Genomic DNA, 26,167 nt, shown 5'->3' on the forward strand with positions numbered 1-26,167 from the left:
CCCCACCCGTTATCTGGATCGATTCACTCGTACCAGCGCGGGGTATAAATCCATTCGCCGCCTTCGGCGTTTTTGGCGAAGCCCCGCGTGGTCGATGAGCCCACGATCACCATCGTCCGCATATCCACGTCGGACGAGCGCAGTTCGCCGAGCGCGATCGTGCGCAGCGTGCCGCCCGGCCTGCCGATATCGCGGCCAAGCACCACCTTGGTGGTCGCGGCGCGATATTCCCTCACGATGTCCAGCGCCTTATCCAGTTGCCACGGACGCGCGCGCGAGATCGGGTTATAGAACGCCATCACCAGATCGGCTTCGGCCGCGTGCCTTAGACGCTTTTCGATGATCGTCCACGGCTTCAGATTGTCGGACAGCGACAGCATGCAGAAGTCGTGACCCAGCGGCGCGCCGGCTTGCGCGGCGGTGGCCATCGCCGCCGACACGCCCGGCACGATCGACAGGTCGACCGCGTGCCACTGCGCGTTCCGCTCGGCGTCGAGCGCTTCGAGCACCGCGGCGGCCATCGCGAACACGCCCGGATCGCCGGACGACACCATCACCACCGAGCGTCCCATGCTCGCCAGTTCGAACGCGTGACGCGCGCGTTGCATTTCCTCGCGATTGTCGGTGCCATGCACGCGCTGATCCGCGCGCAACGGGCCGGCCATTTTCACGTAGGTGTCGTAGCCGAGAATATCGGTCGCTTCGTTCAGCGCCGCGCGCGCGGCGGGCGCCATCAGATCGGCGCTGCCGGGGCCGAGGCCGATCACCGTCAGACGGCCGCGTGCGCGGCCGATCGTGTCGGGATCGATCGCCAACGGCGCCACTGCGAGCGCGACGCCGCTAGTCGCGTCGTCATGCAGCGTTTCGTAGGGAATGCGCAGCGCGGCATGCAGCAGGTTGCTGGGCCGCTCGCCGTCTTCGGGATGCGTTTGAGTGAAACGCAGCGGCACGTTCAGACTGGCGGCGGCCTGAGCGAGCGCCTGGTCCGCCATGTGTTCAGACGAAGCCAGCAACGCCGCGAGAGAAAGCACCGCAAGACCCTGCGCATCCAGCGCCTCACGCACGCGCGCTTCGATCTCCGCACCCGCACCCGACACCGCCACCACCACACTGCGCGGATGAATCACCAGTTCGTCATCACGTCCGCTCCACGCTCGCGGCGTCACGCGAATCGCGAGACGCGCCGATGCCGAGCGCGGCAACTGCGCATCGTCGAGCCACGGCGCTTCGCCTTCGATCCGCGTGCTCTCGCCGGCCAGCAGATCGGACACAAAGCGTTTGCCTTGGCCGAGATCGGCGAGCGCATAGCCTTCGGGCGGATTGAGCACGCAGGTGCCGAAGCGCAATTCGCCGCTCGTCGTGATCGCCGGCGACACGGCCAACGCGGCGGCAATCACGCGCGCCATCACGTTGACGCCGGCGAGACCGCCGAGCAAGGGCACGACCGCGCTGCCGTCCTCCGCGACGGCCAGCACCGGCGGCTCCGCGCCCTTGTTCGCGAGCAACGGCGCGACGCAACGAATCACGATGCCCGCCGCGCACAACGCGACGATCGGCGTGCCGCGCGCATACAACTCGCGCAGATGCGCGCCGAGTTCGCTGTACGAGACATCGGCCGCGACGCGTCCCTGCAACCCATGCACCTGGCTATCCGCGTACAAAGCTTGAATGCGCCGCGCGGTCGTCAACGCGCCCGCGCCGAGAATCACGATCGCGGGTGGCGTCATCCTTGCCATTTTTCCCCCGGCACGACGAGCAGCGAGAAATACGGCGACGCCATCGGATCGACTTCCGCGAGCGGCACGATGCGCTGATTGCCCATCGTCGCACGCTCGACGTAAAGCGCGCGCCGCGCGAGACCGAGTTCGCCCAGCACGCGCCGCACCTTGTCGAAATTGCGGCCGAGTTTCATCACGACGGCGGCGTCGGCATCGGCGAGACGGCGGCGCAATTCGTCCTCGGGCAGCACGCCCGAGAGCACGGAGAGGCTCTGGTTGCGATAGACGAGCGGCGCGCCGAGCACGGCGGCGCCGCCGAGCATCGAGCACACGCCGGGCACGACTTCGCTCTCGTAGCGCGCCGCGAGCCGGTCGTGCAAATACATATAGGAGCCGTAGAAAAACGGATCGCCCTCGCAAATCACGGCCACGTCGCGGCCCGCGTCGAGATGACCGGCGACGATCTCCGCCGCCGTGTCGTAGAAGTCGGCGATGATCGCTTCATACGAGAGCGGCGGTTCGAGCGCTTCGGTGGTGACCGGATACACGAGCGGCAGATGCTGCTGCGCGTCGTGCAAATGCGCTTCGATGATGCTGAACGCGTTGCCTTTCTTACCCTTCGCGACGAAATACGCGACCACGGGCGCCGCTTTCAGCAGACGCAGCGCCTTCAGCGTGATGAGTTCAGGGTCGCCGGGGCCGACGCCGAGTCCGAACAAACGTCCTTGCACGGTCATTTATTCGACCTCCGTCGCGAGCGCGTTCACGGCGGCGGCGGCCATCGCGCTGCCGCCGCGTCTGCCGTGCACCACCACGTAGGGCACGCCGCGGCTGTCGTCCGCGAGCAGCGCCTTCGATTCGGCCGCGCCGACGAAGCCCACCGGAAAACCGAGAATCAGCGCGGGCTTCGGCGCGCCGGCATCGAGCATGTCGAGCAAATGAAAGAGCGCGGTCGGCGCATTGCCGATCACGACGACGCTGCCCGCGAGTCGCGGACGCCACAATTCGAGCGCGGCGGCCGAGCGCGTGTTGCCGAGTTCGCGAGCGAGCGCCGGTACGTCGTCGTGGGTGAGCGTGCAGATCACTTCGTTGTTCGCGGGCAGCCGCGCGCGCGTGATGCCTTGCGCGACCATGCCGGCATCGCAGAGAATCGGCGCGCCTTGCGCGAGCGCCGTGCGGCCCGCGGTGCCCGCGCCTGCGGAAAATTGCAGGGCGTCGACGATATCCACCATGCCGCACGCGTGAATCACGCGCACCGCGAGTTTTTCCAGGTCCGCGGGGATGCGCGATAAATCGGCTTCCGCGCGGATCGTCGCGAAGGATTGGCGATAGATCTCCTGACCGTCGCGAATGTAATCAAGCATCTATGGGCTCCGGGCCAGGTGGTCGAGCAGGTCGGCGGCCTGGTCGATCGTCAGTTGGCGCGCGACGCACTGGCCGAAATCCGAGTGGCCGTCGTCGCGTCGATAAAGGTCGTAAGTGCCGGGCGACACAGCCAGCAGTGTGTACGGCGCACGATGCGCGGCGGCGCACGAGCGCGGGCAGCCGCTCAGATGGACCTCGACGTTCTCGGGCAAGCGCGCGGCGAGCCGCAGTGCGTCGGCCTTGGTGTCGGCGAGGCTTTTCGCGCAGCCTGGCGAGCCCGCGCAGGCGATCAGACGCGTGATGGCTTGCGTGGCATCGCAGGCGAGGCCCAGCGTGTTCAGTGCGGTCAGCACGGCTGGCACGGCGTGCGCCGCGATGTCGGTCAGCAGCACGCTTTGCCACGGCGTGACGTGCAGCGTGCCGTTGCCTTGCTGTCGTGCGAGCGCGGCGAGGGCATGCAGGGTGGCGGCGTCGAGGCGGCCTAGCGGCGGCTGGCCGCCTACGTGCCAGGTCTCCGTCGTGCGTTGGGCGTGCGCGCCGAGACGACGCGCGGCATCGGCCGGTGTCGCGCGATGCCAGGACGCGAGCGACGCGTCGCGTGACAGCGGGAAATCGACATACGTTTGCGCGCGCTGCAATACGGCGTCGACGGAACGCGCGGCGAGCAGGTGACGCATGCGCGTGGCGTCGGCGGCGGCGAGGTCGAGAAACGAGTGCAGCAGCGCGCGGACAAGCGCAGGGACTTGCGATGACGACACGGCGGCTAATGCGCCTGCGTCGTCCACGCGACGAGCTTGTGTCGAGTCATCGCAACCGGCAGCCGGGTTTTGCGGTAACGCCACCGCTGGCGGGCAACCCGCAAGACCGAACACGAACCGCACACCGTCACGAACTTGCGACGCCGCGAGCCACACGTCATGCGGATGATCGAGCCTCGCCAGGCGCTCGCCGCCATCCACCAGCAGCGCGAATTTCGGCGACAACGCCGCGAAGCGCGCTTCGCCTTGCAGCAGCGCCAGCAGTTCGGCGCACAGCGGCCTCGTGTCGAACAAGGCGAAGGGATCGCGCCCGGCGGCGGGGCTGATCATCACGTTGCGCACGTCGTCGGCGGCCGCCGCGCGGAGCGAGTTGGAAGCCGGCGCGGCGCGCTTCGCCATCGCATCCGAACCAGCCGCCGCGTCGGGCGCCGCTCCATCGGGCCCAAGCCCCGCCGCCACCAACGCCGCGCTCAACGCCGCTGCCTCGCCGCCACGCACGCCGCGCACCTGCAGGTTCGCGCGATTGGTCAACTCGATCACGCCGGCCGCATGCCGCGCGCTCGCCTCGGCAATCGCCTCGGCCTGCGCGGCGCTCAACTCGCCGCCAGGCAGCTTGATCCGGCAGATGCCGCCGTCGCGCGCGGCGACGATGCGCAGCAGCCCCGGACACGCCGAGGGCCGTGGCGCTGGGGCCGCGTCGGGCAAAACGGTGGAGGGCGAAACTTGATTCAAGACGGACACCGGGTTTAGCGTCGCGCGAAAGCCCGAGCAAGCCGTGAGGCGGGCATTGCTGCGGCATCGGTACACCCCGCCCGATGCAGGCTGGCACGAACAGTCTCGCCGGCAGGTCTCCTGGCTGGCAGGTCATGGTCCGCCGCTGCCTTCCCGGTGAAACCAGTGGCGCGGAGCGCAAACGGACTCGCTGCATACAGTTGCGGGGGCAGCCACAGTGGCACTGTGTTCCCTCTTCGGCCCCGAAGGGCACCGGCGGCTGTATTATGCCTTTTTTCGGACAGCACAACGAGGCTGGACGCTTTGACCGGCGTGGCACAGCGCATGATTTGAAGACACAGAATGAGGATGGATGCATGCCTGCGTGGCTGACGGTGGTGGGCATGGGCGATGACGGCTTCGCCGGTTTGGGACGGCCCGCGCGGCGTGCGTTGCTGGAGGCGTCGGTGATTTACGGCGGCGAGCGTCATCTGGCGATGCTGCCCGCGCGCCTCGCCGCGCGCCGCGCGGCATGGCCGCGGCCGTTCGATCTCGCGCCGTTGCTGGCCGAGCGCGGCGCTTCCGTATGCGTGCTGGCGAGCGGCGATCCGATGCTGTTCGGCGTCGGCGCGACGCTCGCGCGGCAGTTGCCGGCCGGCGAGTTGCGGGTGCTGCCCGCGCCGTCGTCGCTGTCGCTGGCGGCGGCGCGGCTCGGCTGGCCGTTGCAGGAGGTCGCGACCGTGTCGCTGGTGGGGCGGCCGCTGCCCGCGCTGAACGCGCATTTGCACGACGGCGCGCGCGTCTTCGTGTTGAGCGCCGATGGGCGCACGCCCGCGGCGTTGGCCGAACTGCTGAATGCGCGCGGCTTCGGCGCGACCCGCATGATCGTGCTGGAACATCTGGGCGGCGAGCTGGAACGTCGCATCGACGGCCGCGCCGATCAGTGGTCCGCTCCCGATGTCGCCGCGTTGAATCTGATCGCGCTCGAATGCCGCGCGACCGAAGGCGCGCCGCGTCTGCCGCTGACCTGCGGCTTACCCGACGACGCTTTCCGCCACGACGGCCAGTTGACCAAGCGCGACGTGCGCGCGATCACATTGGCGCGCCTCGCGCCGACGCCCGGCGAATTGCTGTGGGACGTGGGCGCGGGCAGCGGCTCGATCGGCATCGAATGGATGCGCGCGCATCCGACCTGCCGCGCGATCGCGATTGAAGGGCACGCGGAGCGGCAGCGTTTCATCGAGCACAATCGCGATGCGCTGGGCGTGCCGGGTCTGCAACTCGTGGCCGGGCGCGCACCCGAAGCGCTGCAAGGGCTGCCGGCGCCGGACGCCGTGTTCATCGGCGGCGGCGCGACGGCGGCGGGCGTGCTGGAGACGTGCTGGGCGCGTCTGCGCGACGGCGGCCGGCTGGTCGCCAACGCGGTCACCTTGCAAGGCGAGGCGGCGCTCGCGGCCTGGCGCGAGCAACATGGCGGCACGCTCACACGCATCGCGCTGGCCGACGCGCAACCGCTCGGCGGCTTCGATACGTGGCGCCAGGCGTTGCCGATCACGTTGCTGGACGTGACGAAGGCCGCGCGTGAAACCGATACGGCCGCCATCGCGACGTCATCCGAATCACGGCGACAACCGTAATGCGCGAAGAAACGCCCGAACAACCCGCGCCGCTGCGTAGCGGCTATACGACCGGCAGTTGCGCCACCGCGACGTCGCTCGCGGCGGCGCGTCTGCTGCTCGCGGGCGTCGTCAGCGAGGTTGCGGAAATCGTCTTGCCGAAAGGCCAGCATGTGCCGATGCCGCTGGTGTACTGCCGCTTCATCGCTGACGGCGCGGGCGGCGCGGAAGCGGGCACCGTGAAAGATGCCGGCGACGATCCCGACGTGACGCACGGCGCGATTGTGTTCGCCCGCGTGCGGCTACTGACCGAACCGGGTGTGATTTTTCGCGCGGGGCCCGGCGTCGGCACGGTGACGCGCGCGGGACTGACGCTGCCGGTCGGCGAGCCCGCGATCAACCCGGTGCCGCGCAAGATGATGACCGACCATCTCACCGACCTCGCCGCCGAGCACGGCTACGCAGGCGGTTTCGAGGTGACGATCGGCGTCGAAGACGGCGAGGCGCTCGCGCTCAAGACGATGAACCCGCGCCTGGGCATACTCGGCGGCCTGTCGATTCTCGGCACTACCGGCATCGTGCGGCCGTTCTCGTGCTCGGCCTATATCGCGTCGATCCATCAGGGCATCGACGTCGCGCGCGCGAACGGCTACACGCATCTCGCCGCCTGCACCGGCAACGCGAGCGAGGACGCGATGCGCGCGCATTACGGCCTGCCGGATATCGCGCTGATCGAGATGGGCGACTTCGTCGGCGCGGTGCTCAAGCATATGAAGCGCGCGCCGGTCGAGCGGTTGAGCGTATGCGGCGGCTTCGGCAAGCTCAGCAAACTCGCGGCGGGGCATCTCGATCTGCATAGCCGCAATTCGAGCATCGATCTGGAACGGCTCGCCGTTTGGGCCGCCGAAGACGGCGCCGACGACGCGTTGCAGGCGGCGATTCGCGCGGCCAATACGAGCCAGCAGGCGGTCGCATTGGCGCGGGCGCAAAACGTGCCGCTCGGCGACATCGTCTGCCGGCATGCGCTTGAAGTGGCGCGCGCTATCGTGCCGCCGCAGGTCAACGTCGAAATGTTCGCGATCGACCGCCAGGGCAATCTGATCGGAGCCGCGCAATGACGCGTGTCCTGCTGCTCGGCGGCACCGGCGACGCGTTGCGGATTGCGCGGCAACTCGGCCGTGAGCACGTGTACAGTCTCGCGGGTCTCGGCAAGGTGCCCGACGATCTCGCGTGTACGGTGCGCGTGGGCGGCTTCGGCGGCAGCGAAGGGATGGCGCGCTATATCGAGGCGCAACGCATCGCGCTCGTGATCGACGCGACGCATCCCTACGCCGCGCAAATCAGCGCGAACGCCGTCACGGCGAGCCGCGCGGCGCGCGTGCCGTGCTGGGCGCTGCGCCGCGAGGGCTGGCAGCCGCAAGCCGGCGACGATTGGCGCAGGGTCGGCGATTGGGCCGAGCTTACGGCGGCGCTTGCTGCGTTCGAGCGTCCGCTATTTACATTGGGACGCGAACCGCTCGCGCATCTCGACGACATTCCGGCGCATCAGTTCTGGACCGTGCGCTGTCTCGATCCGCACGAAGGCAATGCGCGGGCGCGAATTCTGGCGACGCGCGGACCCTTCACGCTCGAAGGCGAGCGCGCGTTGTTCGCCGCCGAAGCGTTCGACGTGGTGGTCAGCAAGAACAGCGGCGGCGGCGCGACCGAAGCGAAGCTCGAAGCGGCGCGCGAACGCGGTGTGCCCGTTGTCATGCTGCGCCGCCCGCCGTTGCCCGCCGTGGATCGTGAATTCGAACGCGTGGCCGATCTGCTCGAAGCGTTGCGAATCGCAGTTTGAACCGCGCATGCATCGCATGCCGCAATGAATCATGGAGTGTTGAATGACGGTGTTTTTTATCGGCGCGGGCCCCGGCGATCCCGAACTGATCACGGTGAAAGGACAGCGCCTCGTGCGCACGTGCCCGGTGATTCTGTATGCGGGCTCGCTCGTGCCGGCCGCGGTGCTTGAGGGCCATGCCGCGCGGCAAGTGGTCAACACCGCCGAGCTCGACCTCGATCAGATCGTCGCCTTGCTCAAGGACGCACACGGCCAGGGCCACGACGTGGCGCGCGTGCATTCCGGCGACCCGTCCCTGTACGGCGCGATCGGCGAGCAGATCCGCAGATTGCGCGAGTTGAACATTCCCTACGAGATCGTGCCGGGCGTGACCGCCACGGCCGCGTGCGCAGCGGCGCTCGGTTGCGAACTCACGCTGCCCGATATTTCGCAGACGCTGATCCTCACGCGCTATGCGAGCAAAACCACCATGCCGGAAGGCGAGCAACTCGCCGACCTCGCGAAACACCGCGCGACGATGGCGATTCACCTGGGCGTGCGGCATCTCGCGCGCATCGTCGATGAATTGCGTCCGCACTACGGCGGCGCTTGTCCGATCGCGGTGATCTACCGCGCGAGCTGGCCCGATGAGGAAAAAATCACCGGCACGCTCGACGATATTCTCGGCAAGGTGCAGTCGGCGAATATCGAGCGGACCGCGCTGATTCTGGTGGGCCAGGTGCTCGCCGCCGAAGGCTTCGCGGAGTCGACGCTGTACGCGAAAAACTGACCGGCCACCGGATGCGCGGCGGCGTCAGTCCTCGATCGGCGCCAAGGCTTCGTTCGGCATCTTGCGGTCCGCGCCGAGGTGAATCGCCGGCACCAGCGTCAGCAGCAGGACCATGAAGATCGAGATCGCGAAGATCGAGACGAAGGTGAGGTGCAGCGACTCGTGCAGCACCATGCGGGTCATGTCGCTGTTGACGAGGCTCGCCGCCTGATTTTGCAGCAGCGCCTTCAGTTGATCCGAGGTGACCGCGACCGCATCCTTCGCGTGACTGAGGCCGAAGTTGAGCACCGCGCCGAACAGCGTCGCGCCCAGCGTGCTGCCGAGATTGCGCGAGAACAGATTCGACGCCGTCGCGCTGCCGCGTTCGTCCATGCGGACGATTTCCTGGATCAGCACCAGCGAACCGACGCTCGAGGTGCCCATGCCGAAGCCCATCACCAGCGAGCCGAATGCCGCGACGAGCGGCGAGCCGCCAGGCGACAGAAACAGCAGCAAGACCGCGCCGAGCGGCACGAACGCGCTGCCGCCGACCAGAATGCGGCGCAGGCCGATGCGGTGAAACGACTTGGCCGCGAGCGTCGCGCCGACGGGCCAGCCCACCATCATCATGGTGAGCGAGAGGCCCGCGATCACCGGCGAGCGATGCAGCACGCCTTGCACGTACATCGGCAGGAAGGTGGTCGCGCCCATCAGGATCATGCCGGAGAGCAGCGTCGCGCCGTTGCATGCGGCAATCGGGCGGCGGCTCCAGAGCGCGAAGGAAATCATCGGCTCCGCCGCGCGCCGCTCCTGCCAGACGAACAGCAACACGCACAGTACGAAGACGCCGCCCGCCAGCGAGGCCCGGGCAAGCTCGTCGTCGCCGGCGAAGGTCAGCGCCATCATGAGCGCGGCGATCGCCGCCATGAAGAGCGCCGCGCCGCCGAAGTCGATCGACGGCCGCGCATGCCGCTCCGATTCGCGCAGGAACGCGATGAAACCCGCCGCGGACGCAAGCCCGATCGGCACGTTCATCCAGAAGATCCAGGCCCACGAGATGTTGTGAATGATGAAGCCGCCCACCATCGGACCCACCACCGCCGAAATCGCCCACACGCTGGCGAGATAGCCTTGCACCTTGCCGCGTTCGCGCGCCGGATACAGGTCGCCGACGATGGTCAGCGTGACCGGCTGGATCGCGCCCGCGCCAACGCCTTGAATCAGGCGGAACGCGATCATCGCGGGCATCGACCACGCGAAGCCGGCCAGCACCGAGCCGAGCAGAAAGATCGCGATGCCCATCAGCACGATGGGCTTGCGTCCGTACAGATCGGCGAGCTTGCCGAACACCACGGTCATCGCGGTCTGCGTGAGCAGGAACGACGAGAACACCCAGCTATACAGATGCAGGTCGCCGAGTTGCGCGACGATCTGCGGCATGGCGGTGGAAACGATGGTGGCTTCGATGGCGACCATCGCCATCGAAGCCATGACGGCGGCGATGACGAGGCGGCGCGATGATTGCAGGCTGCGGGACATGGGGCGAGGGTTAGTATTAGGATGTTGGGCGTCGGGCGGCATGACAATCGGCATGCGCGCCGCGACACGACAGCAGGCCGTTCGAGGGCGGCCGACGTGAAGTATGCGCCTTGCGAGGAATTCGCGCTGAGCCTGGGACCGCCGGCTTGCAACTAAGAAACCACGCCAGAAGCGACATCGGAAACAACGCCGGTTTGGCACAGCGCTTGCATTCGCAAGGCTTTCTTTCGACAAATGGAGGTTCATGATGAGGATCGAATTCACCGGACGCCGCGAAGTGGTGGCAGCGGCGCGCGTCGCCTTCGAAGCCAATGTGGATGGAGCCGACGTCTGGTGCAGCGTGTCACTGGATGCGCTGAACGACCACTTCGGCAACGGCGGCACCTCGGCTCACGATCTCGTCGGCACCTTCGAGGCGAATCGCGCGCGAATAGAAAACGCCACGCGCAAGGTGCTCCAGAAGAACGGCGGACAGTCGGTGGAACTCGAGACGGGGGACTTCAACTGACACCTGGCGGCGACAGGCGTCGCGCGAGGCGAGCCACGTTAATAAGAGGACGGCGCTGGCGGCACGTCGAACAATCCATCGTGGGCCGCCAGTTCCACCGCGCAATCGCCTTGCAGTTCCGGCGGACTCTGGCGCTCGCTGAACGCCGCGCGCACCCATGCGCTCAGACGCTCCTGAAACACTCGGCGCTGTGCCGTATCCAACGCGGCATAGCGGCTGATCTGCGGCTTGGTGAACGCGATCGTCACGATGCAACGCGCATCGAGCGAGGTATCGCGATGCGATTCCATCACCCATGAAAGCTGAATGAAAAGACGCGCGCCTTCGTCGTAGCTGCTGACGCGCGGCGCTTTCGGCGATTCGAAAATGCCCGCCAGCGCTAGTTCGATTTCCTCGATGCGTTGCTCCAGTTCGGTTTGAATCATTGCTTCCTCCTCGCGGCTCGCCGTCGGTGCACGTCGCGCGGACTGCCGCGTGGTTCAACCCGGACCCGCGCATGTCTCGTTGAATGAGCAACGCGCATTCCTCCTGAAGATGAGCAGATGAGCGCCCCGGTCACGGTCGGGTCACAGGCGGGTACGGGCGTTGCTGCGTCGCATGGGCTGTTTTTTCATCGACATCGCGGACAAGGGTAAGCGATCCACGAACGACGCCCCTCAGCGTAAGGTGGCAGAACGCGTGAGGTGTGGTAGCGGTGCGGGTCAGCGGAGATTGGCCGGCATTTTCCACGGAAGCAGCGCGTCGTAGTCGTCGACGGTCTTCGCCAGCGGGAGACGCTGGAACAGCCAGGTGAGATAGCGATACGGATCGATACCGCCGGCCTTGCAGGTTTCGACGAGAGAGTACAGGTTGGCGCTCGCGTTCGCGCCGTCGACGGTGTCCGAGAACAGCCACCCGCGACGCTTAGGAAAGCCTTTCCATAAGCGCCGGGGCTGGCTGTTCGCCGATACGGTTGCTGGTGCGCAGTCGAGTGCGAATCTCTACTCGCTGGTCGAGACGGCCAAGGCCAACGTCATCGATCCCTATCGTTACCTGATCACGTTGTTCCAGAAGTTGCCTCTGGCGAATACTGCCGACAACTACGCGGCGCTCCTGTCCTGGAACACTCTGGAACGGACTCTACACTGTCACCGGACCAAACGCGGAGAGCAGGTCACCGCGAATTGAATCTCAACGACGAAATGCGCGAGTCAAATAACGCTTCCGGAAAAACACGCCTCGCTCAGTCTCATCAAAGCCGAGTGCACGGTGTAAAGCTTGCGCATCCACGTTGTCGATAGACGTATCAGAAGCAAATTCTGCGCATCCATGCGAAGCGCCCCACTGTTCGATCGATGTACGCAACAAACTCGCGATACCTTGGTGACGCATACCGTGGACTACGTAAATGCCTTCGAGAAAAAGCACCGGCGAGGTGTCACAGCCGTTGACGTAGTCGCGTCGTATCGCAGCCTCAGCAAAGCCGAGCGCCTCACCTTGGGATGAGACGGCGATAACCATCGCGTAACGATCAGGCTCGGCAAGCAACTGCTTAGTTTCTCGTACATGGTCATCTACACTTGCATGTGGCCAGAGCATATGAGCTGACTCGCGTCAAGCGCAGCCAGGCGACCATGTCTTACGCGCTCGCGCTTGGCCGTGCCGAGCTGTTTCCAGAAATGCCCGTCACTGTCGTGGGCTTCAAACCGGATATCGATGAAACGCCGTGGCTCGTGAAACAGGTCACGCACACGATTACCGGCGACGCTGGCTTCACGTCACAACTCGAATTGGAAGTGCGCGACGATCCGACGACAGATCGGCATCGGTCACACTTCCGGAAGAGAAGCCGATAGAAAAAGCCCGCACATGCGGTAATGCCGTTCAGTTAAGGCACTTTGAGGTGCCGAACGGAGTAACGCTGATACAACTGTTTGACTGCTTTTGCAGACGGACATCCTGTTACGGCCCGCATGCATGAATCCGATGATAAAATACTGCCTGTGGCGATTTTCAGGCCCGCCGATTACGACGAATGGTTGCACGTAAGGATCGTCAATGCCGCGTGCAGTGCCACAACTCGATCCCACCGACGAGATGTCCACGGCGCCCGCGCCAAAGATAATGAGAATATCGAGTGACTCGACGAGAGTTCTTTCGCGACATTTGGCGTGAACATCCGCACAAACCCCTTGCGCCTGCATTTAAATTCTGAAAGTAATATTCACCTGAAAACCTTACACCTTGCGATTGAGAATGTGAAAACACAAATACTCCAAAATGCAGTAGTACCAACCTATATTATCATCGTTCTTCATTGATTCTATCTTGGCCCAGTCATTTTTATTAGAAAAACTCCAGCGCCAAACCCATTTCAGCTCGTTATCAGCCGGCCATTTTTTTATACCATGCTTCCTTGCATATAAAGTTATCTCTGAATACGTTTTAATGTCCCTGCGCATAATTGCCCCGGCAATATCCCTAGAATTAGGTAGGGCGATTTCTGATATATTGCTCCACGCATTTTCCACATCTTCTTCGCTTGCGCAAAAATATACTGCCGAAAAAGCAAAGCTCGTTGCATTGGGCGGCAATGCCCCACCCTTCACATTGAATTTCACTGTTCTCGGCGGATTATTATCGGGGCTAAGCGGCAAATTGAATCCAGTTTCCTCCAAGAACTCGCGCCTAGCACCGTCCTCGATGTTAGGTTCCTCTAACTTGCCTCCAGGCAATGCATATTCTCCAGGGCCGCTATTTATCGTCCACCCAAGCGCATTGACCTTCCCCCCGTCGGCTTGGGTATAGTATGACTTCATCTGCTTTTTAGCCATTAGAAACGTACCGCTCTTATCGTATAAGACGGCATAAACAGAAGCCATGATGCCTCCACAATTTGATTTTACGCACGATGTCGTTCGGCATTGATTCGGCTGCCGAACAATCGATGTTGCGAGATTTGACCGATCTATTTCCGCTCTGCCGATGGCGGGCTACGCCCGCCATCAGTGTCCCCAACAATTGAGGTTCACGAAATTTAAGCTCAGCCCTGCACTGTGAGTACCTTCCATGTGCCGCTACCGCCGTCACGATTGGCGAGACGCGAACCCGTGACCAAATATTGGAAGGGCTTATTATTACCTGCGCCGTTGGTGTCCAGAACGCCTGCCAAAGTATTAAAATTAGCCACCAAAATTATGTTGTCCTCGTAATTTAAGCCGACATCTTTGCCGCTTTTTTTGGTGGTAATAATGATGGTCCAGTTGATAGTAACCAGAGCATCGTCCGTATCAGTGGTTGTTGCCACGGGGTAGCCGGAATCGCTCGGGGGATAGCTGTTGAATAATGCCAAATTACCACCATCACTAGCATTTACCAGGGTAATCGTATCGCCACTATAAACGGAGCTACCATCACCAGAGGATTCCACCAACCCTATTGTCCATTGCGTTTCATTTACATAATCGCTAAATGACTTGTACGTTCCAATGGGGTCCAGGGCGCTAGTTATACTCGTAGTCTGTTTGGTATTGATGCCGAGATAGCTGGGATTACCTTCGCCTCCGTAAAGATTGCTAATTCGGATATTGGTGCCATATTGCACATAATTTGACATTTTCATTCTCCGGTTTTCAATTTGACGACGAATGCGACCTAGCCATCATGATTTTGGCGAAAAATTCAAATCCGCTTGAATTCACAGCGCAAAATAAGAAAGCTTGCGCACAAAAAATATAGCAGCTCGCGCGCGGAAGATCGATTACACTCAATTACACGTAATAAGTGAGTTGCATGCGGCGATCCAAACTGCGATCCCCGAACGACGTCCCTCAGAGTAAATCGGTGGAGCGGCTGAGGTGCGGTAAGGAAGTGGATCAGCGCAGGTCGGCCGGCATTTTCCAGGGTAGCAGCGCGTCGTAGTCGTCGACGGTGGTCGCCAGCGGGAGGCGTTGGAACAGCCAGGTGAGATAGCGATACGGGTCGATGCCGTTGGCCTTGCAGGTCTCGACGAGCGAGTACAGATTGGCACTCGCGTTCGCACCATCGACCGTATCGCTGAACAACCATCCACGACGCCCGACGCAGAACGGCCGGATCGCGTTTTCGCACGGGTTATTCGAGATGGGCCAGTCGCCATTTTCGACGTAGCGGATGAGTTTCGGCCACTGCGAGCGCAGATAGGTCAGACCCTTGCCGAGCAGGCTCTTCGGCGTGACACCAGGCGACTGCTCGACCATCAGCGTGTGGATTGCGGCGAGCACGCGCGCGCTGTAACGTCGTCGCAATCGCTGTCGTCGCGATGCCGACCATGTTTCTCTACGCGCTTCGGCCGCGAACAGCTTGCCGATCAGCTTGATGAAGCGCGTCGCGAGCAGATGAGGCGTGCGTGCCGCCTTCGGCACGCTGTCTTCCGCTTTGACGAAGTACCGTCTCACATGAACCCAACATCCCAGGTGCACGAGCTGATGACGCTCGGCAATGTCGTTGTAGGGTTCGTAGCCGTCGGTCATCATAACCGCGCCCGCACGGATGCCGGTGAACAGCTTGTCTCCTAACTTGGCACCACGCCCCGGTGTATAGGTGAAGCAGCGGATGAGCACACCCGAATCCGTCATTTGCGCCCACAGGTAACTTTTCGTTTGCGCACGGCGGCCTTCTTCTTTCAGCACCTGGAGCGTCGTCTCGTCGCAGTAGATCAGCTCAGTATCCAGCAGCACGTCGCGCACCAGGTTGATCACGGGCTGTGTTGCGAGGCCGACGCGGACCATGCTGGCGGCGATCGTGTTCGACGAGATATCGCCACCGAAGCGGCGCAGCAGACCCGCTTGCCGATACAGCGGCATGCCGAACTGATACTTGCCGGTGGCAATCCACGCGAGCGCCGATTCGCTCAACAGTCCGCGGGGGATGATACGTGGCGGCGCCGGCGTCACCTTGATGCCGAGCTCACAGCACGGGCACGCATATTTCGCGCTGGTGCTGGATCACCCGAAGCTGCTCAGGGATTACCGTGAGCTGTTCGCTGATCTCTACGCCGAACTCGACGAGCGCGTGACCGTCGTTCGCACAGAAGCGTTCGACTTCGGGTAGTTCGTGCCGTACGATGTCACGCGGCAGGCTGGGATCGAGCGGCTTGCGATGACCGCGCTTCTTGCGTGTATGGGCGGCGACCGTCGTATCGGGGGCATCTTCCTGCGCGGGCGTCGCGTTTGCGCCCAGCGCTTCGGCCTCGTTGAACAGGCCGAGCTGATCGGAGTCCCGTGCTTCACTCTTCGCGCCGAACAGCTCGCGACGGTAAGAGCGCAGTCGTTCTTCGGCCAAGTCGCGCTCCGCCGTCACGAGACGCACCATGCTACGCAGTTCGTCTCGCTCTTGCTGAAGTGCTGCGTGCTGCTCACGAATCGCGAGCAGCGCGGCGAGTTCATCGGCGGTGACGGTGACTTGAATCGGCATGCTGATTGGACAGGCATGCCGATCGATGTTCAGCTCACGCGTAAATATTTCCGCGTCGGATGCCGCTGGACCGTGGTAATGTCGTCACCGTCGAGCAACGCGTGCAGCAGCTCCGTCGTCATCGTCACGACTTCGGTTTTCTTGTCCGGCCAGGTGAAGTGATCAACCTCGAGGCGCTTCATCAGCAACCAGAATCCGTTCCCATCCCAGCCGAGGATCTTGATCCGATCGCGACGTCGATTGCCGAACACGTAGAGCGACGCGTCCATCGGGTTCAAGCGCATCGACTGTTCGACGAGAATCGACAGGCTGTTCATGCCGTATCGGAAGTCGACGGGATCGCGGTGCAGGTAGACCTTCAAGCCTTCGTCGAACCGGAACACGGCAGCCTCCCGAGCATTTGAATGACCGTGGCCAATTCGTCGATGCTTGCCTCGCCGAGATCGAACTCGACGCCATTCGATAGACGCACGTGCAGCGAAAGCGCCATCGAAGAAGGCAACGGTGATGGCTCGGACGGTTGTGCGCACGGCGATGCGATAGCCGCTACGATCGGCACGAACGTCGATGGGGGATTGGGGAGGTCGATCGTGACGCCGTCAGAAATCGCGGGCGTTCGGGCGACTCGCTCGTGTTCGAGCTGCGCCTGAATCTTCTGGTAGCGGGCGATCCAGCTGCGCAGGAGGTTCGGATTGAGACCATGCTCCATGGCGGTCCGCGCTATGGAAACGCCGGGCTGCAAGCAGATCTGTACCAGTTCGTCTCGCGCAGCATCGTCATATTCTCGGCGCCCATCTCGCTTTCGGCCGATGACCAGTCGGCTACGCAGGTCTCGTTTCTCACTCATACACTCTGATACCAGCTGTTCACGTGGACACGTAGCATCAGAGTGAAGCGATTTCTAGACAAGGACGTCGTTAGCGGACCGCATACGGACAAGGAGCTAGCGCATGAGCAGCGATCAATCGAAAGGTATCGCCGAACAATTGAAGGGCCTCGTCAACAAGGGGTTGGGCGCCGTGACCGGCAACGAGGACCGCAAGGTCGAGGGCGACGTGCAGATCATGAACGGCGCAAACCGGAAAGACCTGGGTGACCAAAAGGAGAACATTCGCAAAGGCAAGACCGACCCGGGCAACCCCACCAACGAATGACGCCGCTCATCGACTGACGATCATCGTCTTTTCATCTTCGACCCGACTGCGCGCCTGTTTCGCAAGCGAAGCAGGCATGGCCAATGCTGCGCTTCGTGCAGAAGTCCGGGCGTGGCGCGAAGCCGCGTAAAACAAGTTGGAGGGGAGGGCAGTCGTCATGAATTCGATCCTGAGAAGCACGTTGATTGCGGCGTCGATCGCCGCGCTGACCGTGGGTGCGAGCGGTTGCAAGCGCGTGGACAACACCAGCAGGGACACGATGAGTTCGGGCAGCAGCGGCGTGATGAGCAACTCGGCCGCGCCGAGCGGCACCGGTAACAGCGACGCGGCAAAGCGTGTGACCCCGCCGGTCGGCATCGCGCCGGCACGCCCGGCGAGCCAGTAAGTCCCGATCGGGTGGCGCTCCGCGCGGGAAAGGCGCGCAGGGTGGCGGCGGCTGCAACGTTGCCTTGGAACAGTCTCTTCCAACGCGGCCTATATATCCGTGCCACTGGCGCGGATACAGTGCCGATGCACGCACGGTTTCCGTGTGCGAGCGAGAGAGTTGGCCCCGGCTGGAACTGATTCCCCAGCCGGGGTTTTTTTCGTTTGGCGCCGCCGATTGGCCGCATGTGTCGTGACGGCGCTGTGCCACGCAAGCAAGCGGGTTGCCTACCGCGTGCCTGCGAGCCGGGAGTAAGACCCACCAGCAACCGAACCGCACCGCGCAGTGCGCTCAACCGTTGAAGCAGCGAAACGCAAGACTGATACGCGGTTCAGTCACGGCCGGCGTCTTGGGAATGCTGTGCTCGTGCGTGAATTGCGACGCATAGCTCATCACGATGCAACTGCCGGCCTCCAGTTCCACATGCACCGTGCGGCCGCCGCGCGCCTTCGGCCGGATCGACATGCGGCGGCTCGCGCCGAGCGAGACGATCGCAATCGGCTGCGCGGGCAGGAGCTTTTCCGTTTTGTCGCCGTGCGGCGCGACGCTGTCGTTGCCGTCGCGATAGAGGTTGAGACCGACGCGGTTGAACGGTGCGCCGACCAGTGCGCGAACGGCTTCGAACGCTTCGCTCAACGGCGCGGGCAAATCCGCGCAGTCGCGCGAGAAGGTGGCGATCAGACGCGGCACCGCGACTTCGCGCTCGTACATCACGCGCTGCTGGCTCAGCCAGCCGATATTGCGGAACGCCTCCTCGAACCACCGTTGTGCGACGGCGGCCGCGATCGACTCGGGCAGGTAACGAATCCCGCCTTCGCCGTCACGAACGAGAGAGACGGGCTCGGGTGCGAAGAGGTCTTGCTGGGACGCCATGATTTCAACGTTGCGGTAACGAGCGCCCGTTCGGACGGCGACGGGCGCCTCGTGCACGTCATTGTACTGTGATTTTATACAGTAGTTTTGGCGAACCCGGGCAGGCGGCGTTGCCCGCCTTCATTCGCCCGGACTGTACAGATCGAGCAGCTTGAGCGTCACGCCGTTTGTCCAGCCGAAGCCGTCCTGCAGCGGATATTCGCCGCCGCCTCCGCCACCGGTTCCCGCGCCTTCGACCACGTACTTCTCGACCAGCTTCTTCTCCGACGCATAAACGCCCTTCACGTCAGCGAGAAAACGCGTGCCGATCTGCTGGGCAAGCTCATCCTGGCCATAGCGTTTCAAGCCTTCGATAGCGACCCAATGCAGCGGCGCCCAGCCGTTCGGCGCATCCCACTGCTGCGTGGTGTTATAGGTCGTCGTGACGAGGCCGCCCGCTTGCAGCAACGTGGACTGCACTTGCCGCGCGGTCTTTTGCGCGCGCTCCGGCCAGGCCGCGCCGACGAACAACGGAAACACCATCGCCGCGGTCTTGTTGTCGCGCGGCCTGGCGAGCTGCCAGTCGTAGTCGCCGTAGTAGCCGTTGGCATTCCACAGGTACTTGTTGATGCCGAGCGCGCGTTTTGCCGCGCGTTGCGCGAACTCGCCGACGCAGCGGAAATCGCGCGTCGCACCGCAGCCTTTCGCGATGGTGATTTCGAGGTGGAACATCAGGCTGTTCAGATCGACGGGAATGATCGACGTGGTGCGCACCGTCGCGAGCGTCATGTTGTCGCCGAACCAGCGCGAGCTGAAATCCCAGCCGCTTTCGGCGGTCGCGCGCAACTCGCGGTACACCTCGTTCGGGCTGCGGCCGCTGGCCTGTTGCGCGGTCTTGATGTCTTCGAGATACGACTCGTCACGCGGCGTATCCAGTTCATCCCAGTAGCGGTTGAGCACCGTGCGGTCCGGCATCACGACGACGTTGCGGGTGGCCTGACCGGGTTGCGTCGTGGTCTCGCCCCGCATCCAGTACGCGTATTCCTTGCGCAGCGCGGGCAAGTACTTCTGATAGACGGTGTTGCCTTCCACCTTCGCCGCGAGCGCCACCATATGCGAGAAAAACGGCGGCTGCGAGCGGTCCAGATAGTAGGTGCGATTGCCGTTCGGAATGTGGCCGAAGGTATCGATCTCGTAGGCGAAGTTGTCGAGCATGTTGTCGACGAGATCCTCATGGCCGGATTCCTGTAACCCGAGCATCGTGAAATAGGTGTCCCAGTAGTAGCCTTCGCGGAACCGGCCGCCGGGCACCACATAGGGCTTCGGCAAGGGAATCAGCGAGCTGTTCGGCGGCGCGCTCGTGGTGGTGCGCGTGAGCGCGGGCCACAACCAGTTGATATGTTCGCGCAGCGTTTGATTCGCGGGCGGCGTGATGACCGGCTCGCTCGGCGGCGTGAAGTACTGGTTGACGAAATTCGCCAGCGAAAAGGCGGGATTGCTCTTCTGCTGTTCGTACAGTTGCACGATCGTGGCGGGGTCGGCGTTCGGCGTCGCGTCGACGAAGGTCTTCTGGTCGGGATAGATCTGCGCGGTTTGCACGGCTACGAACAGGTCGCCGTAGAGCGTACTGGGCGCGGGTGGAAGCGTGCTGCCGACCTGGGTGTCGGCATGGCAGACGCCGGCGAGACCGAGCAGAAAGACGAAGCTGGAAGCGGCGCTTGCTCGCCGCAGGCTTTTCATTCCGGAACGCGGCGCAGAGGGAAGGGGCGAAGGCTGGAAAGCCGTGCGAGCGGCGCGGATGGCGCGCCATTGCGATGACACAATCATGTCTCCTCCTGGGGAATGGACAACAGGATTGGTCTGCCTCACACCCACTCTTATTTCATACGATTGCTGGGCCGTCGCTAGCATCGCACAGATTGAAGGGGGCTTCAAACTATGCGCCACGGGTCCTGTCGAGCGCCGCAAACAGGAGGTCCGCGGCACGCCAAACGCGAAAGCGCTGATTGTGTACGATGCGAAGTTGCTTCGCGTGTTCGAGGCCGGGCTTTGTCCACTTGCCGGTCTTCATCGTTAGCGCATGCCGCGTGCGTGTCACCCCATTCCCTTGTGCCGAGGAAATCGCCATGCATATCGCACCGTTTCAGATCGCCATACCCGAACCTGACGTCGACGATCTCCGCCGGCGCATCCGCGCGACGCGCTGGTCGCCGGTCACGCCCGCGCCCGCGTGGCAGCAGGGCGCCGATCCGGCATGGCTGCGCGAGCTCGCCGGCTACTGGGCCGAGCGTTTCGATTGGCGCGAGGCCGAGCGCGGCTTGAACCGGCAACCGCAGTTTCTCGCCGACGTCGACGGTCAACGCGTTCACTTCGTCCATCGGCGCGGCGCGGGCGCAGCGCCCTATCCGTTAGTGGTGACGCATGGCTGGCCGGGTTCGTTCTTCGAGTTCCACACACTCGTCGACCAGTTGTGCGACCCCGCCGCATTCGGCGGCGACGCCGGCGATGCCTTCGATGTGGTGATTCCGTCGCTGCCGGGCTTCGCGTTCTCGCCGGCGCCGGCGCAGCCTGGCATGTCCGCATTCCAGATCGCGGACCTGTGGGTGTCGTTGATGCGCGGCCTCGGGTACGAGCGCTTCGGCGCGCAGGGCGGCGATCTCGGCGCGGGCGTGTCGGTCGCGCTTGCCGCGCGGCATGACACGGCGGTCGACGGCATTCACCTGAACTTCTTGCCGAGTTCCTACGAGCCCGCAATCGGCGCGGCTCAAACGCCGCTCACGTCGGCGGAAGAAAATTTCTTGCGCGAGAGAAACGAATGGGCCGCGCTCGAAGGCGGCTATTCGCACATGCACGCCACGAAGCCGCAGACGCTGGCCGCGTCGCTCAACGATTCGCCGATGGGACTCGCGGCGTGGATCGGGGAAAAGTTTCGCGCCTGGAGCGATTGCGGCGGCGACGTCGAGCGGGTGTTTTCCAAGGACGAACTGCTCACCAACATCTCGCTCTACTGGTACACGCAGAGCATCGGTTCGTCGATGCAACTGTATTGGGAAAACCGCCTTCAGCCGATGCGTTTCGCCGACGGACCGCGGGTCGTGCCGCCGGTCGGTTACGCGCGTTTTCCGAAGGAACTCAGCCGTCCGCCGCGCAGTTGGCTTGAACGGACCTTCGACGTCGTGCAATGGACGGACATGCCGAGCGGCGGACACTTCGCCGCAATGGAAAAGCCCGATCTGCTCGCGGCGGAGATTCGCCGGTTCTTCAGGCCGTTCCGGCGAAAGACCGCTTGAAAGCCGCTCGAAAACCTCATGAACGGCAACGGAAATGCTCACGCGTCGATCGAGGCAACCGACAAGGTAACTTGTTCTCTCACACGCAATCGCGACTCCGCAATTATTGCGCCCGACAATCGGCAAGCACGCATTGTCGGCCGCCGCGTTGCGTCCCGCTGAGTTTTGGCGGAAACGCGCCGCAAGGACGTGAAACGATAGCGCAGACCTGCTATCGCGATCGGGTTCGTGCATGACGCCATGAAGGCGCGCATCGCGCGGCTTGGGGCTCGCCCGGCGAAAGCACATGTGAACCGACCTGCGAGCAGTAACGGCAGCGCTAACGATGCGAACCGTCTCTCACGCGTGGTGAGGAGCAATGTGAATCTCTTTCCGTGCACGCTTGTTTATGTGGATGTCGACGCGAAGCCGGGTCCCAACTCGACGAATCGCGATCCGCTCTCGTATGTGAGCCAGGCGATCTGCCTGAACAACAGCTTGCGGCGCGTGGGCATGCCGACGCTGACGATCATGACGAACGCGCCGGCACAGGTCGAAAAGCGGCTCGAAGGCCTGCCGCCGGAAAAGCGCCCGGCGGTGACGAAGCTCACCGCGACGATCGAGTTGCCGAAGAACACGCCGTTCTACGCGGCGCATTTCAAGCTCGATCTAATGGATCAACTCTCCGATGCGCTGCCCGCGGACACCATGATGCTGTTGCTCGACGCCGACATGGTCGCGTGGTTGCCGCTCGATCACACGCTGATCGAGCGATGCGCCGAGGCGGGCCTCGGTGTCTACGATATTTCGGACCAGGTTTTTCCCGCATACGGCAGCGAACGCGTGGTGGCGGATCTGGAAATCGTCGCGGACGGGCGGCTCGCGAATCCGCGCTGGTACGGCGGCGAATTCATGCTCGCGACGCCCGCATCGTTGCGCCGGCTGGTGCCGCGTGCGCGCGCCAGTTACGCGCGTTACCTGGACGAAAGCGAACGCCTGAGACATCACGGCGATGAGGCCTTCATTTCCGCCGCGCTCAATGCGCTCGTGGACGAGGGGCAAACGGTGGTCGAGGTCGGCGCCTATCAGGCGGTTGGACGTCATTGGCCCGGCAACAACTATCGGGACTTCCGCTGGTTCTGCTGCTGTTCGTTCATCCATTTGCCGGGCGGCAAATATCTGCTGGAAAAGGAGGCGCGCTTTGTCGAGTTCGCGCCGACCCGTTTCTGGCGGCGCATGCGTCACGCGCATCTGCGCGGCCGCATGCGTCACGCGGTGAAGCGGATGGTCAGGATGCTCAGCGCCGAGCGCCTCGCCACGCTGTCGGCTTACGCGCTGCGCGGCGTGAAGAGCTAGATGCGCTGACGCCCGTCACATCTTCACGTCGATGCGTCCATAGACTCCGTTGGCTTCGTCATTGGGCCCGGCGGCAAAAAACAGCGTGTTGACCGGCTGATTATTGAGCCCGTTACCGAACGCGATACCCCACAGGCCGTCCTGCACGAACGCGTTTCCATTCGACAGCTTGACGGCGCCAAGCGACTGGCCGGTGATGGGGTCGAACGCATTGATCGTGCCGTCGCCGAAGTTGCCGATCAGCACGTCGCCGCTCAAGCGGCCGAAATTCGCCGGCGCTTGCGCGACGCCCCACGGCGCGTTCAGCGCACCGGCTGAAGCAAAGCGCTGCAACAGATTGCCGGACGTATCGAAGATGTCGACGAATCCCAGACCCGCGCCGTGAACATCGTCATGCGCATCCGCGTCCTGTTTGGCGTAGGTCACGAAGAGCTTCGCGCCGATGGCCTGAATGCCGAACGGCGCGAAACCCGTCGGCAGCAGAGCGTCCTGGAACTTGCCGGGCATCGCGACTTTCGCGAAGTTCTTGTCGAACACGTCGATCTTGTTGTTGTGAAAGTCGGTGGCGTAGAGCAGATTGGCGGTGCCGTTGCTGGCGAGCGCCAGTCCCTTGTAGACCGCGCCGCCGTTGCCGTCGTCGAACACGGTGATTGCCGCGGTGGGCGCGACCGCCGGCGCCCATGCGGTGATGTTGCCGCCTTCGCCGGAAAAGATGAATGCGGCGACGCCCGATTTGCCGCCCTGCGTGACCATGAAATCCGTCGTGCCGTTGAACACGATGCCGGTCGGGTTCGCCGAACCGCTCGCGCCGGCCGGAATCCTGACGACCAGCGATTGCGGCACGCCGTTGCCGTCATAGAGCGTCGCGAGCGAGGTTGCGTTATCCGCCACCCACACGAAACCTTTTGGATTGAACGCGATGCCCCACGCGTTCTTCAGATTGGCATCGGTATGCGGCGCCGCGACCGCGCCGTCCGACACCAGCACGGTGGACGTGAACGATTGCGCGTTGAGCGAGCCGGAACTTCCCCCGCATGCAACGAGACTCGTCAACGCCGCGGCGCCCATGACGGCGCCCAGTACCTTAAGCACAGATTTCATGACCACACCTCCGTCACGACCGATGGATCGTCGAGGCTATTCAAACGTGTGGCCTTGCCGCTTTATTCCCTCAGCGGCGCGGAAATCTTTTGCTTCAGATCGTTCCGAACAATGCGCGCGGACGATCCTTGAGCGTGCCCGTCAAGAGCCGCAACGCGCTCACGAGTTGATCGCGGCTCGTCGCGCAGGCGAGGTTGATGCGCACGCCGTGCTCGATCTCCGAGCGGTCCACGGCGAACGCCGACGACGGCATCACCACCACGCCGCGCGCCTTCGCGTTCGCCGCGAAATCGTCGGCGCGCCACGGCGGCGGCAACTTGAGCCACACGAACATGCAGGCGGGGTCGGTCTGCAGCATCTCCTGCGGCAACAGTTCGCGCGCGAGGTCCTGGCGCGCGCGAATCTCGGCAAGTTGCGCGTCCATGATGCGGCGCGCGGTGCCGTCCTCGATCCAGATCGACGCGATCAACATGGACATCGGCGCGGGCATCCATGCGGTGGTGCGCACGGCTTCCGCGCACAGCGCGGCGCTGTCCGGGGGACTCAGCAGATAGCCGAGCCGCAGGCCGGGCGCGAGGATCTTCGAAGTGGCCGCAAGGTGAAACGTCAGTTCGGGACACAGGCTCGCGATGGTCGGCAGACGTTGCGACACCAGTGGTCCATAGACGTCGTCCTCGATGATCGCCACGCCGTGGCGGCGCGCGATGTCGGCGAGGGCCATGCGGCGTTCGAGGCTCATCGTCGTCACGGTGGGGTTCTGCAGATTCGGCACGGTGAAGATCGCCTTCACCGGCATGCGCCGGCAGGCGCGCTCCACTTCGTCGGTGAGCAAGCCTTCGCGGTCGCTGGGAATGCCGACGATCTCGAACTGAAACACCGGCGCGAGCGCTTTCAGGCCGTAGTAGGTGAGCTGGTCGGCGAGGATCACGCCGTCCGTGCCGATCAGGCTGTTGAGCACCGCATACAAACCGTGTTGCGCGCCGCTCGTCACGACCACATATTCGGGCGCCGGCGCGAAGCCCGGCGCGGCCATCCACTGCGCGCCCGCGGCGCGCGCCCATGACGGCCCTTGCGGCGGCTGATACTCCTGCAATTGCGGATAGCGCGGATCGCGCGGCAGGTCCGCGAGCGTGCGCGCGAGGCAGTTCAGAAATTCGCTGGTGGCGGGGCGGTTGACGGTCAGATCGATCGCCGTGTTGCTCGCCGGCTGCGCGGGCTCGACGCTCGGCATCGCGCCGCCGGTCACGAGCGAGCCGCGCCGCTTGCTGCCGATCACCAGTCCGCGCAACTGCAATTCCTTGTACGCGCGCGAAACCGTCGACACGTTGATGCCGAGTTCCGTCGCCAGTTGCCGCTGCGGCGGCAGCCGGCTGCCCGGCGGATAGACGCCGCTGCGGATCTCGTTCTCGATCGAACTGGACACCTCGACATAGGTGGAGCGCTTCGCCTGCGCGCTCGACCCGTTAGTCCGACGCGCCGTGCCTTTGCCAGAAGCCATAAGAACCGATGTCTCCATACAAAAAATGCTTTGTCCGCGATTGTGCGGAGTTTTGCCGATTCTATACCAGACAGCGGGACTGCAAACGCTAAAAGCGCGTAGGCAGGGCGGCTTCGCACGGCTCGGGCACGGGCTGTCCGTTTGCGGCGCAGACCATCCAGGGAAAACGCCGATGCCACACAATGCGCGTTTTAATTGCACACAAAAAAATATTGTGTGATTCTGTGCTCATGGTTTTGTTCGGTGGCGCGGGAAATGAGCCGCTACCGGACAGCATTCG

At 63.7% G+C, this 26,167-nt stretch carries 24 protein-coding genes, 4 pseudogenes and 1 riboswitch; of the genes and pseudogenes, 10 read left to right on the forward strand and 18 right to left on the reverse strand.

Annotated elements, in window-relative coordinates; genetic code table 11:
• Positions 1 to 23: 23 nt before the first annotated feature.
• Genes cobJ through cobG form a run of 4 tightly spaced genes read right to left on the reverse strand, consistent with a single transcriptional unit; the run spans position 24 to position 4,582 of the window.
• Entirely contained in the window at positions 24 to 1,727 is a 1,704-nt protein-coding gene (cobJ, locus tag ACTJLC_RS12185) for a precorrin-3B C(17)-methyltransferase (RefSeq protein ID WP_310134313.1), read from the reverse strand.
• On the reverse strand, positions 1,724 to 2,455 hold the full coding sequence (locus ACTJLC_RS12190) for a precorrin-2 C(20)-methyltransferase (protein WP_073429928.1): 732 nt from the start codon (positions 2,453 to 2,455) through the stop codon (positions 1,724 to 1,726). The genes cobJ and ACTJLC_RS12190 overlap by 4 nt, the downstream gene beginning before the upstream one ends.
• Positions 2,456 to 3,082, reverse strand: coding sequence for a precorrin-8X methylmutase (locus ACTJLC_RS12195; RefSeq protein WP_073429927.1), 627 nt, complete (start codon positions 3,080 to 3,082; stop codon positions 2,456 to 2,458).
• The gene (cobG, locus tag ACTJLC_RS12200) at positions 3,083 to 4,582 is read right to left on the reverse strand and encodes a precorrin-3B synthase (RefSeq protein ID WP_083086373.1); all 1,500 of its coding nucleotides are present in this window, start codon (positions 4,580 to 4,582) and stop codon (positions 3,083 to 3,085) included.
• Positions 4,583 to 4,666: 84 nt separating this feature from the next.
• Positions 4,667 to 4,845: riboswitch (cobalamin riboswitch) on the reverse strand.
• Between the two features lie 84 nt (positions 4,846 to 4,929).
• On the opposite strand from cobG, the gene ACTJLC_RS12205 reads away from it, so the two are divergent.
• The 4 genes from ACTJLC_RS12205 to cobM are packed head-to-tail and all read left to right on the forward strand — an operon-like array spanning position 4,930 to position 8,774.
• Complete coding sequence (locus ACTJLC_RS12205) at positions 4,930 to 6,189, forward strand: bifunctional cobalt-precorrin-7 (C(5))-methyltransferase/cobalt-precorrin-6B (C(15))-methyltransferase (RefSeq protein WP_073429926.1); 1,260 nt, start codon at positions 4,930 to 4,932, stop codon at positions 6,187 to 6,189.
• The gene (locus tag ACTJLC_RS12210) at positions 6,189 to 7,286 is read left to right on the forward strand and encodes a cobalt-precorrin-5B (C(1))-methyltransferase (RefSeq protein WP_073429925.1); all 1,098 of its coding nucleotides are present in this window, start codon (positions 6,189 to 6,191) and stop codon (positions 7,284 to 7,286) included. The genes ACTJLC_RS12205 and ACTJLC_RS12210 overlap by 1 nt, the downstream gene beginning before the upstream one ends.
• Positions 7,283 to 8,005, forward strand: a complete 723-nt coding sequence (locus ACTJLC_RS12215; RefSeq protein ID WP_073429924.1) for a cobalt-precorrin-6A reductase — start codon at positions 7,283 to 7,285, stop codon at positions 8,003 to 8,005. Before ACTJLC_RS12210 ends, ACTJLC_RS12215 begins: the two co-directional genes overlap by 4 nt.
• Before the next feature lie 43 nt (positions 8,006 to 8,048).
• Positions 8,049 to 8,774, forward strand: a complete 726-nt coding sequence (gene cobM, locus ACTJLC_RS12220) for a precorrin-4 C(11)-methyltransferase (protein ID WP_073429923.1) — start codon at positions 8,049 to 8,051, stop codon at positions 8,772 to 8,774.
• A gap of 24 nt (positions 8,775 to 8,798) precedes the next feature.
• On the opposite strand, the gene ACTJLC_RS12225 is transcribed toward cobM, so the two are convergent.
• On the reverse strand, positions 8,799 to 10,292 hold the full coding sequence (locus ACTJLC_RS12225) for an MDR family MFS transporter (protein ID WP_114164510.1): 1,494 nt from the start codon (positions 10,290 to 10,292) through the stop codon (positions 8,799 to 8,801).
• 247 nt (positions 10,293 to 10,539) lie between these two features.
• Here ACTJLC_RS12225 and ACTJLC_RS12230 point away from each other — a divergent pair, with 247 nt between their 5' ends.
• Positions 10,540 to 10,800 (forward strand): DUF1488 domain-containing protein, encoded by a 261-nt coding sequence (locus ACTJLC_RS12230; RefSeq protein WP_073429921.1) that lies wholly within the window; start codon positions 10,540 to 10,542, stop codon positions 10,798 to 10,800.
• Between the two features lie 38 nt (positions 10,801 to 10,838).
• Here ACTJLC_RS12230 and ACTJLC_RS12235 read toward each other — a convergent pair whose 3' ends face one another.
• Positions 10,839 to 11,225: a DUF3022 domain-containing protein gene (locus ACTJLC_RS12235; protein WP_073429920.1), complete on the reverse strand. Its 387-nt coding sequence runs from the start codon at positions 11,223 to 11,225 to the stop codon at positions 10,839 to 10,841.
• A gap of 276 nt (positions 11,226 to 11,501) precedes the next feature.
• Positions 11,502 to 11,702, reverse strand: a pseudogene (locus tag ACTJLC_RS12240) (transposase domain-containing protein); the annotation flags it as partial.
• Positions 11,703 to 11,724: 22 nt separating this feature from the next.
• Here ACTJLC_RS12240 and ACTJLC_RS12245 point away from each other — a divergent pair.
• Positions 11,725 to 11,967, forward strand: a pseudogene (locus ACTJLC_RS12245) (transposase domain-containing protein); the annotation flags it as partial.
• A gap of 3 nt (positions 11,968 to 11,970) precedes the next feature.
• Here the strand turns inward: ACTJLC_RS12245 and aac(6') are convergent.
• Entirely contained in the window at positions 11,971 to 12,378 is a 408-nt protein-coding gene (aac(6'), locus tag ACTJLC_RS12250) for an aminoglycoside 6'-N-acetyltransferase (RefSeq protein ID WP_073430010.1), read from the reverse strand.
• Between the two features lie 2 nt (positions 12,379 to 12,380).
• Here aac(6') and ACTJLC_RS12255 point away from each other — a divergent pair.
• Positions 12,381 to 12,635: pseudogene (locus tag ACTJLC_RS12255) on the forward strand (phage late control D family protein); the annotation flags it as partial.
• 381 nt (positions 12,636 to 13,016) lie between these two features.
• On the opposite strand, the gene ACTJLC_RS12260 reads toward ACTJLC_RS12255, so the two are convergent.
• The 5 genes and pseudogenes from ACTJLC_RS12260 to tnpA form a co-directional block, all read right to left on the reverse strand.
• Complete coding sequence (locus ACTJLC_RS12260; RefSeq protein ID WP_073429919.1) at positions 13,017 to 13,661, reverse strand: NUDIX hydrolase; 645 nt, start codon at positions 13,659 to 13,661, stop codon at positions 13,017 to 13,019.
• Positions 13,662 to 13,822: 161 nt separating this feature from the next.
• A complete protein-coding gene (locus tag ACTJLC_RS12265; protein WP_073430009.1) occupies positions 13,823 to 14,395 on the reverse strand; it encodes a hypothetical protein in 573 nt (190 codons plus the stop codon).
• A gap of 259 nt (positions 14,396 to 14,654) precedes the next feature.
• Positions 14,655 to 16,233, reverse strand: a pseudogene (gene tnpC, locus ACTJLC_RS12270) (IS66 family transposase).
• A gap of 29 nt (positions 16,234 to 16,262) precedes the next feature.
• Positions 16,263 to 16,616: an IS66 family insertion sequence element accessory protein TnpB gene (tnpB, locus tag ACTJLC_RS12275; protein ID WP_114164512.1), complete on the reverse strand. Its 354-nt coding sequence runs from the start codon at positions 16,614 to 16,616 to the stop codon at positions 16,263 to 16,265.
• Positions 16,592 to 17,080: an IS66-like element accessory protein TnpA gene (tnpA, locus tag ACTJLC_RS12280; protein WP_073428468.1), complete on the reverse strand. Its 489-nt coding sequence runs from the start codon at positions 17,078 to 17,080 to the stop codon at positions 16,592 to 16,594. Before tnpA ends, tnpB begins: the two co-directional genes overlap by 25 nt.
• Positions 17,081 to 17,183: 103 nt before the next feature.
• Between tnpA and ACTJLC_RS12285 the strand changes: the two genes are divergently transcribed.
• Complete coding sequence (locus ACTJLC_RS12285; RefSeq protein WP_073428467.1) at positions 17,184 to 17,387, forward strand: CsbD family protein; 204 nt, start codon at positions 17,184 to 17,186, stop codon at positions 17,385 to 17,387.
• Between the two features lie 6 nt (positions 17,388 to 17,393).
• Here ACTJLC_RS12285 and ACTJLC_RS12290 read toward each other — a convergent pair whose 3' ends face one another.
• The 3 genes from ACTJLC_RS12290 to treA form a co-directional block, all read right to left on the reverse strand.
• The gene (locus ACTJLC_RS12290) at positions 17,394 to 17,855 is read right to left on the reverse strand and encodes a hypothetical protein (protein WP_161553738.1); all 462 of its coding nucleotides are present in this window, start codon (positions 17,853 to 17,855) and stop codon (positions 17,394 to 17,396) included.
• Between the two features lie 247 nt (positions 17,856 to 18,102).
• Positions 18,103 to 18,684, reverse strand: a complete 582-nt coding sequence (locus ACTJLC_RS12295) for an alpha-ketoglutarate-dependent dioxygenase AlkB family protein (protein ID WP_073428465.1) — start codon at positions 18,682 to 18,684, stop codon at positions 18,103 to 18,105.
• Between the two features lie 120 nt (positions 18,685 to 18,804).
• Entirely contained in the window at positions 18,805 to 20,490 is a 1,686-nt protein-coding gene (treA, locus tag ACTJLC_RS12300) for an alpha,alpha-trehalase TreA (protein WP_073428464.1), read from the reverse strand.
• A gap of 299 nt (positions 20,491 to 20,789) precedes the next feature.
• On the opposite strand from treA, the gene ACTJLC_RS12305 reads away from it, so the two are divergent.
• Together ACTJLC_RS12305 and ACTJLC_RS12310 are read left to right on the forward strand one after the other, a co-directional pair.
• Complete coding sequence (locus ACTJLC_RS12305) at positions 20,790 to 21,953, forward strand: epoxide hydrolase family protein (RefSeq protein WP_073428463.1); 1,164 nt, start codon at positions 20,790 to 20,792, stop codon at positions 21,951 to 21,953.
• Between the two features lie 360 nt (positions 21,954 to 22,313).
• A complete protein-coding gene (locus ACTJLC_RS12310; RefSeq protein WP_073428462.1) occupies positions 22,314 to 23,288 on the forward strand; it encodes a hypothetical protein in 975 nt (324 codons plus the stop codon).
• 15 nt (positions 23,289 to 23,303) lie between these two features.
• Here ACTJLC_RS12310 and ACTJLC_RS12315 read toward each other — a convergent pair whose 3' ends face one another.
• Together ACTJLC_RS12315 and ACTJLC_RS12320 are read right to left on the reverse strand one after the other, a co-directional pair.
• The gene (locus ACTJLC_RS12315) at positions 23,304 to 24,389 is read right to left on the reverse strand and encodes a TIGR03118 family protein (protein ID WP_073428461.1); all 1,086 of its coding nucleotides are present in this window, start codon (positions 24,387 to 24,389) and stop codon (positions 23,304 to 23,306) included.
• Between the two features lie 94 nt (positions 24,390 to 24,483).
• A complete protein-coding gene (locus tag ACTJLC_RS12320) occupies positions 24,484 to 25,887 on the reverse strand; it encodes an aminotransferase-like domain-containing protein (protein ID WP_073428460.1) in 1,404 nt (467 codons plus the stop codon).
• Positions 25,888 to 26,167 lie beyond the last annotated feature (280 nt).

Source organism: Paraburkholderia sp. 22099 (assembly GCF_052045835.1).
Classification (GTDB): Bacteria; Pseudomonadota; Gammaproteobacteria; order Burkholderiales; family Burkholderiaceae; genus Paraburkholderia; species Paraburkholderia terricola.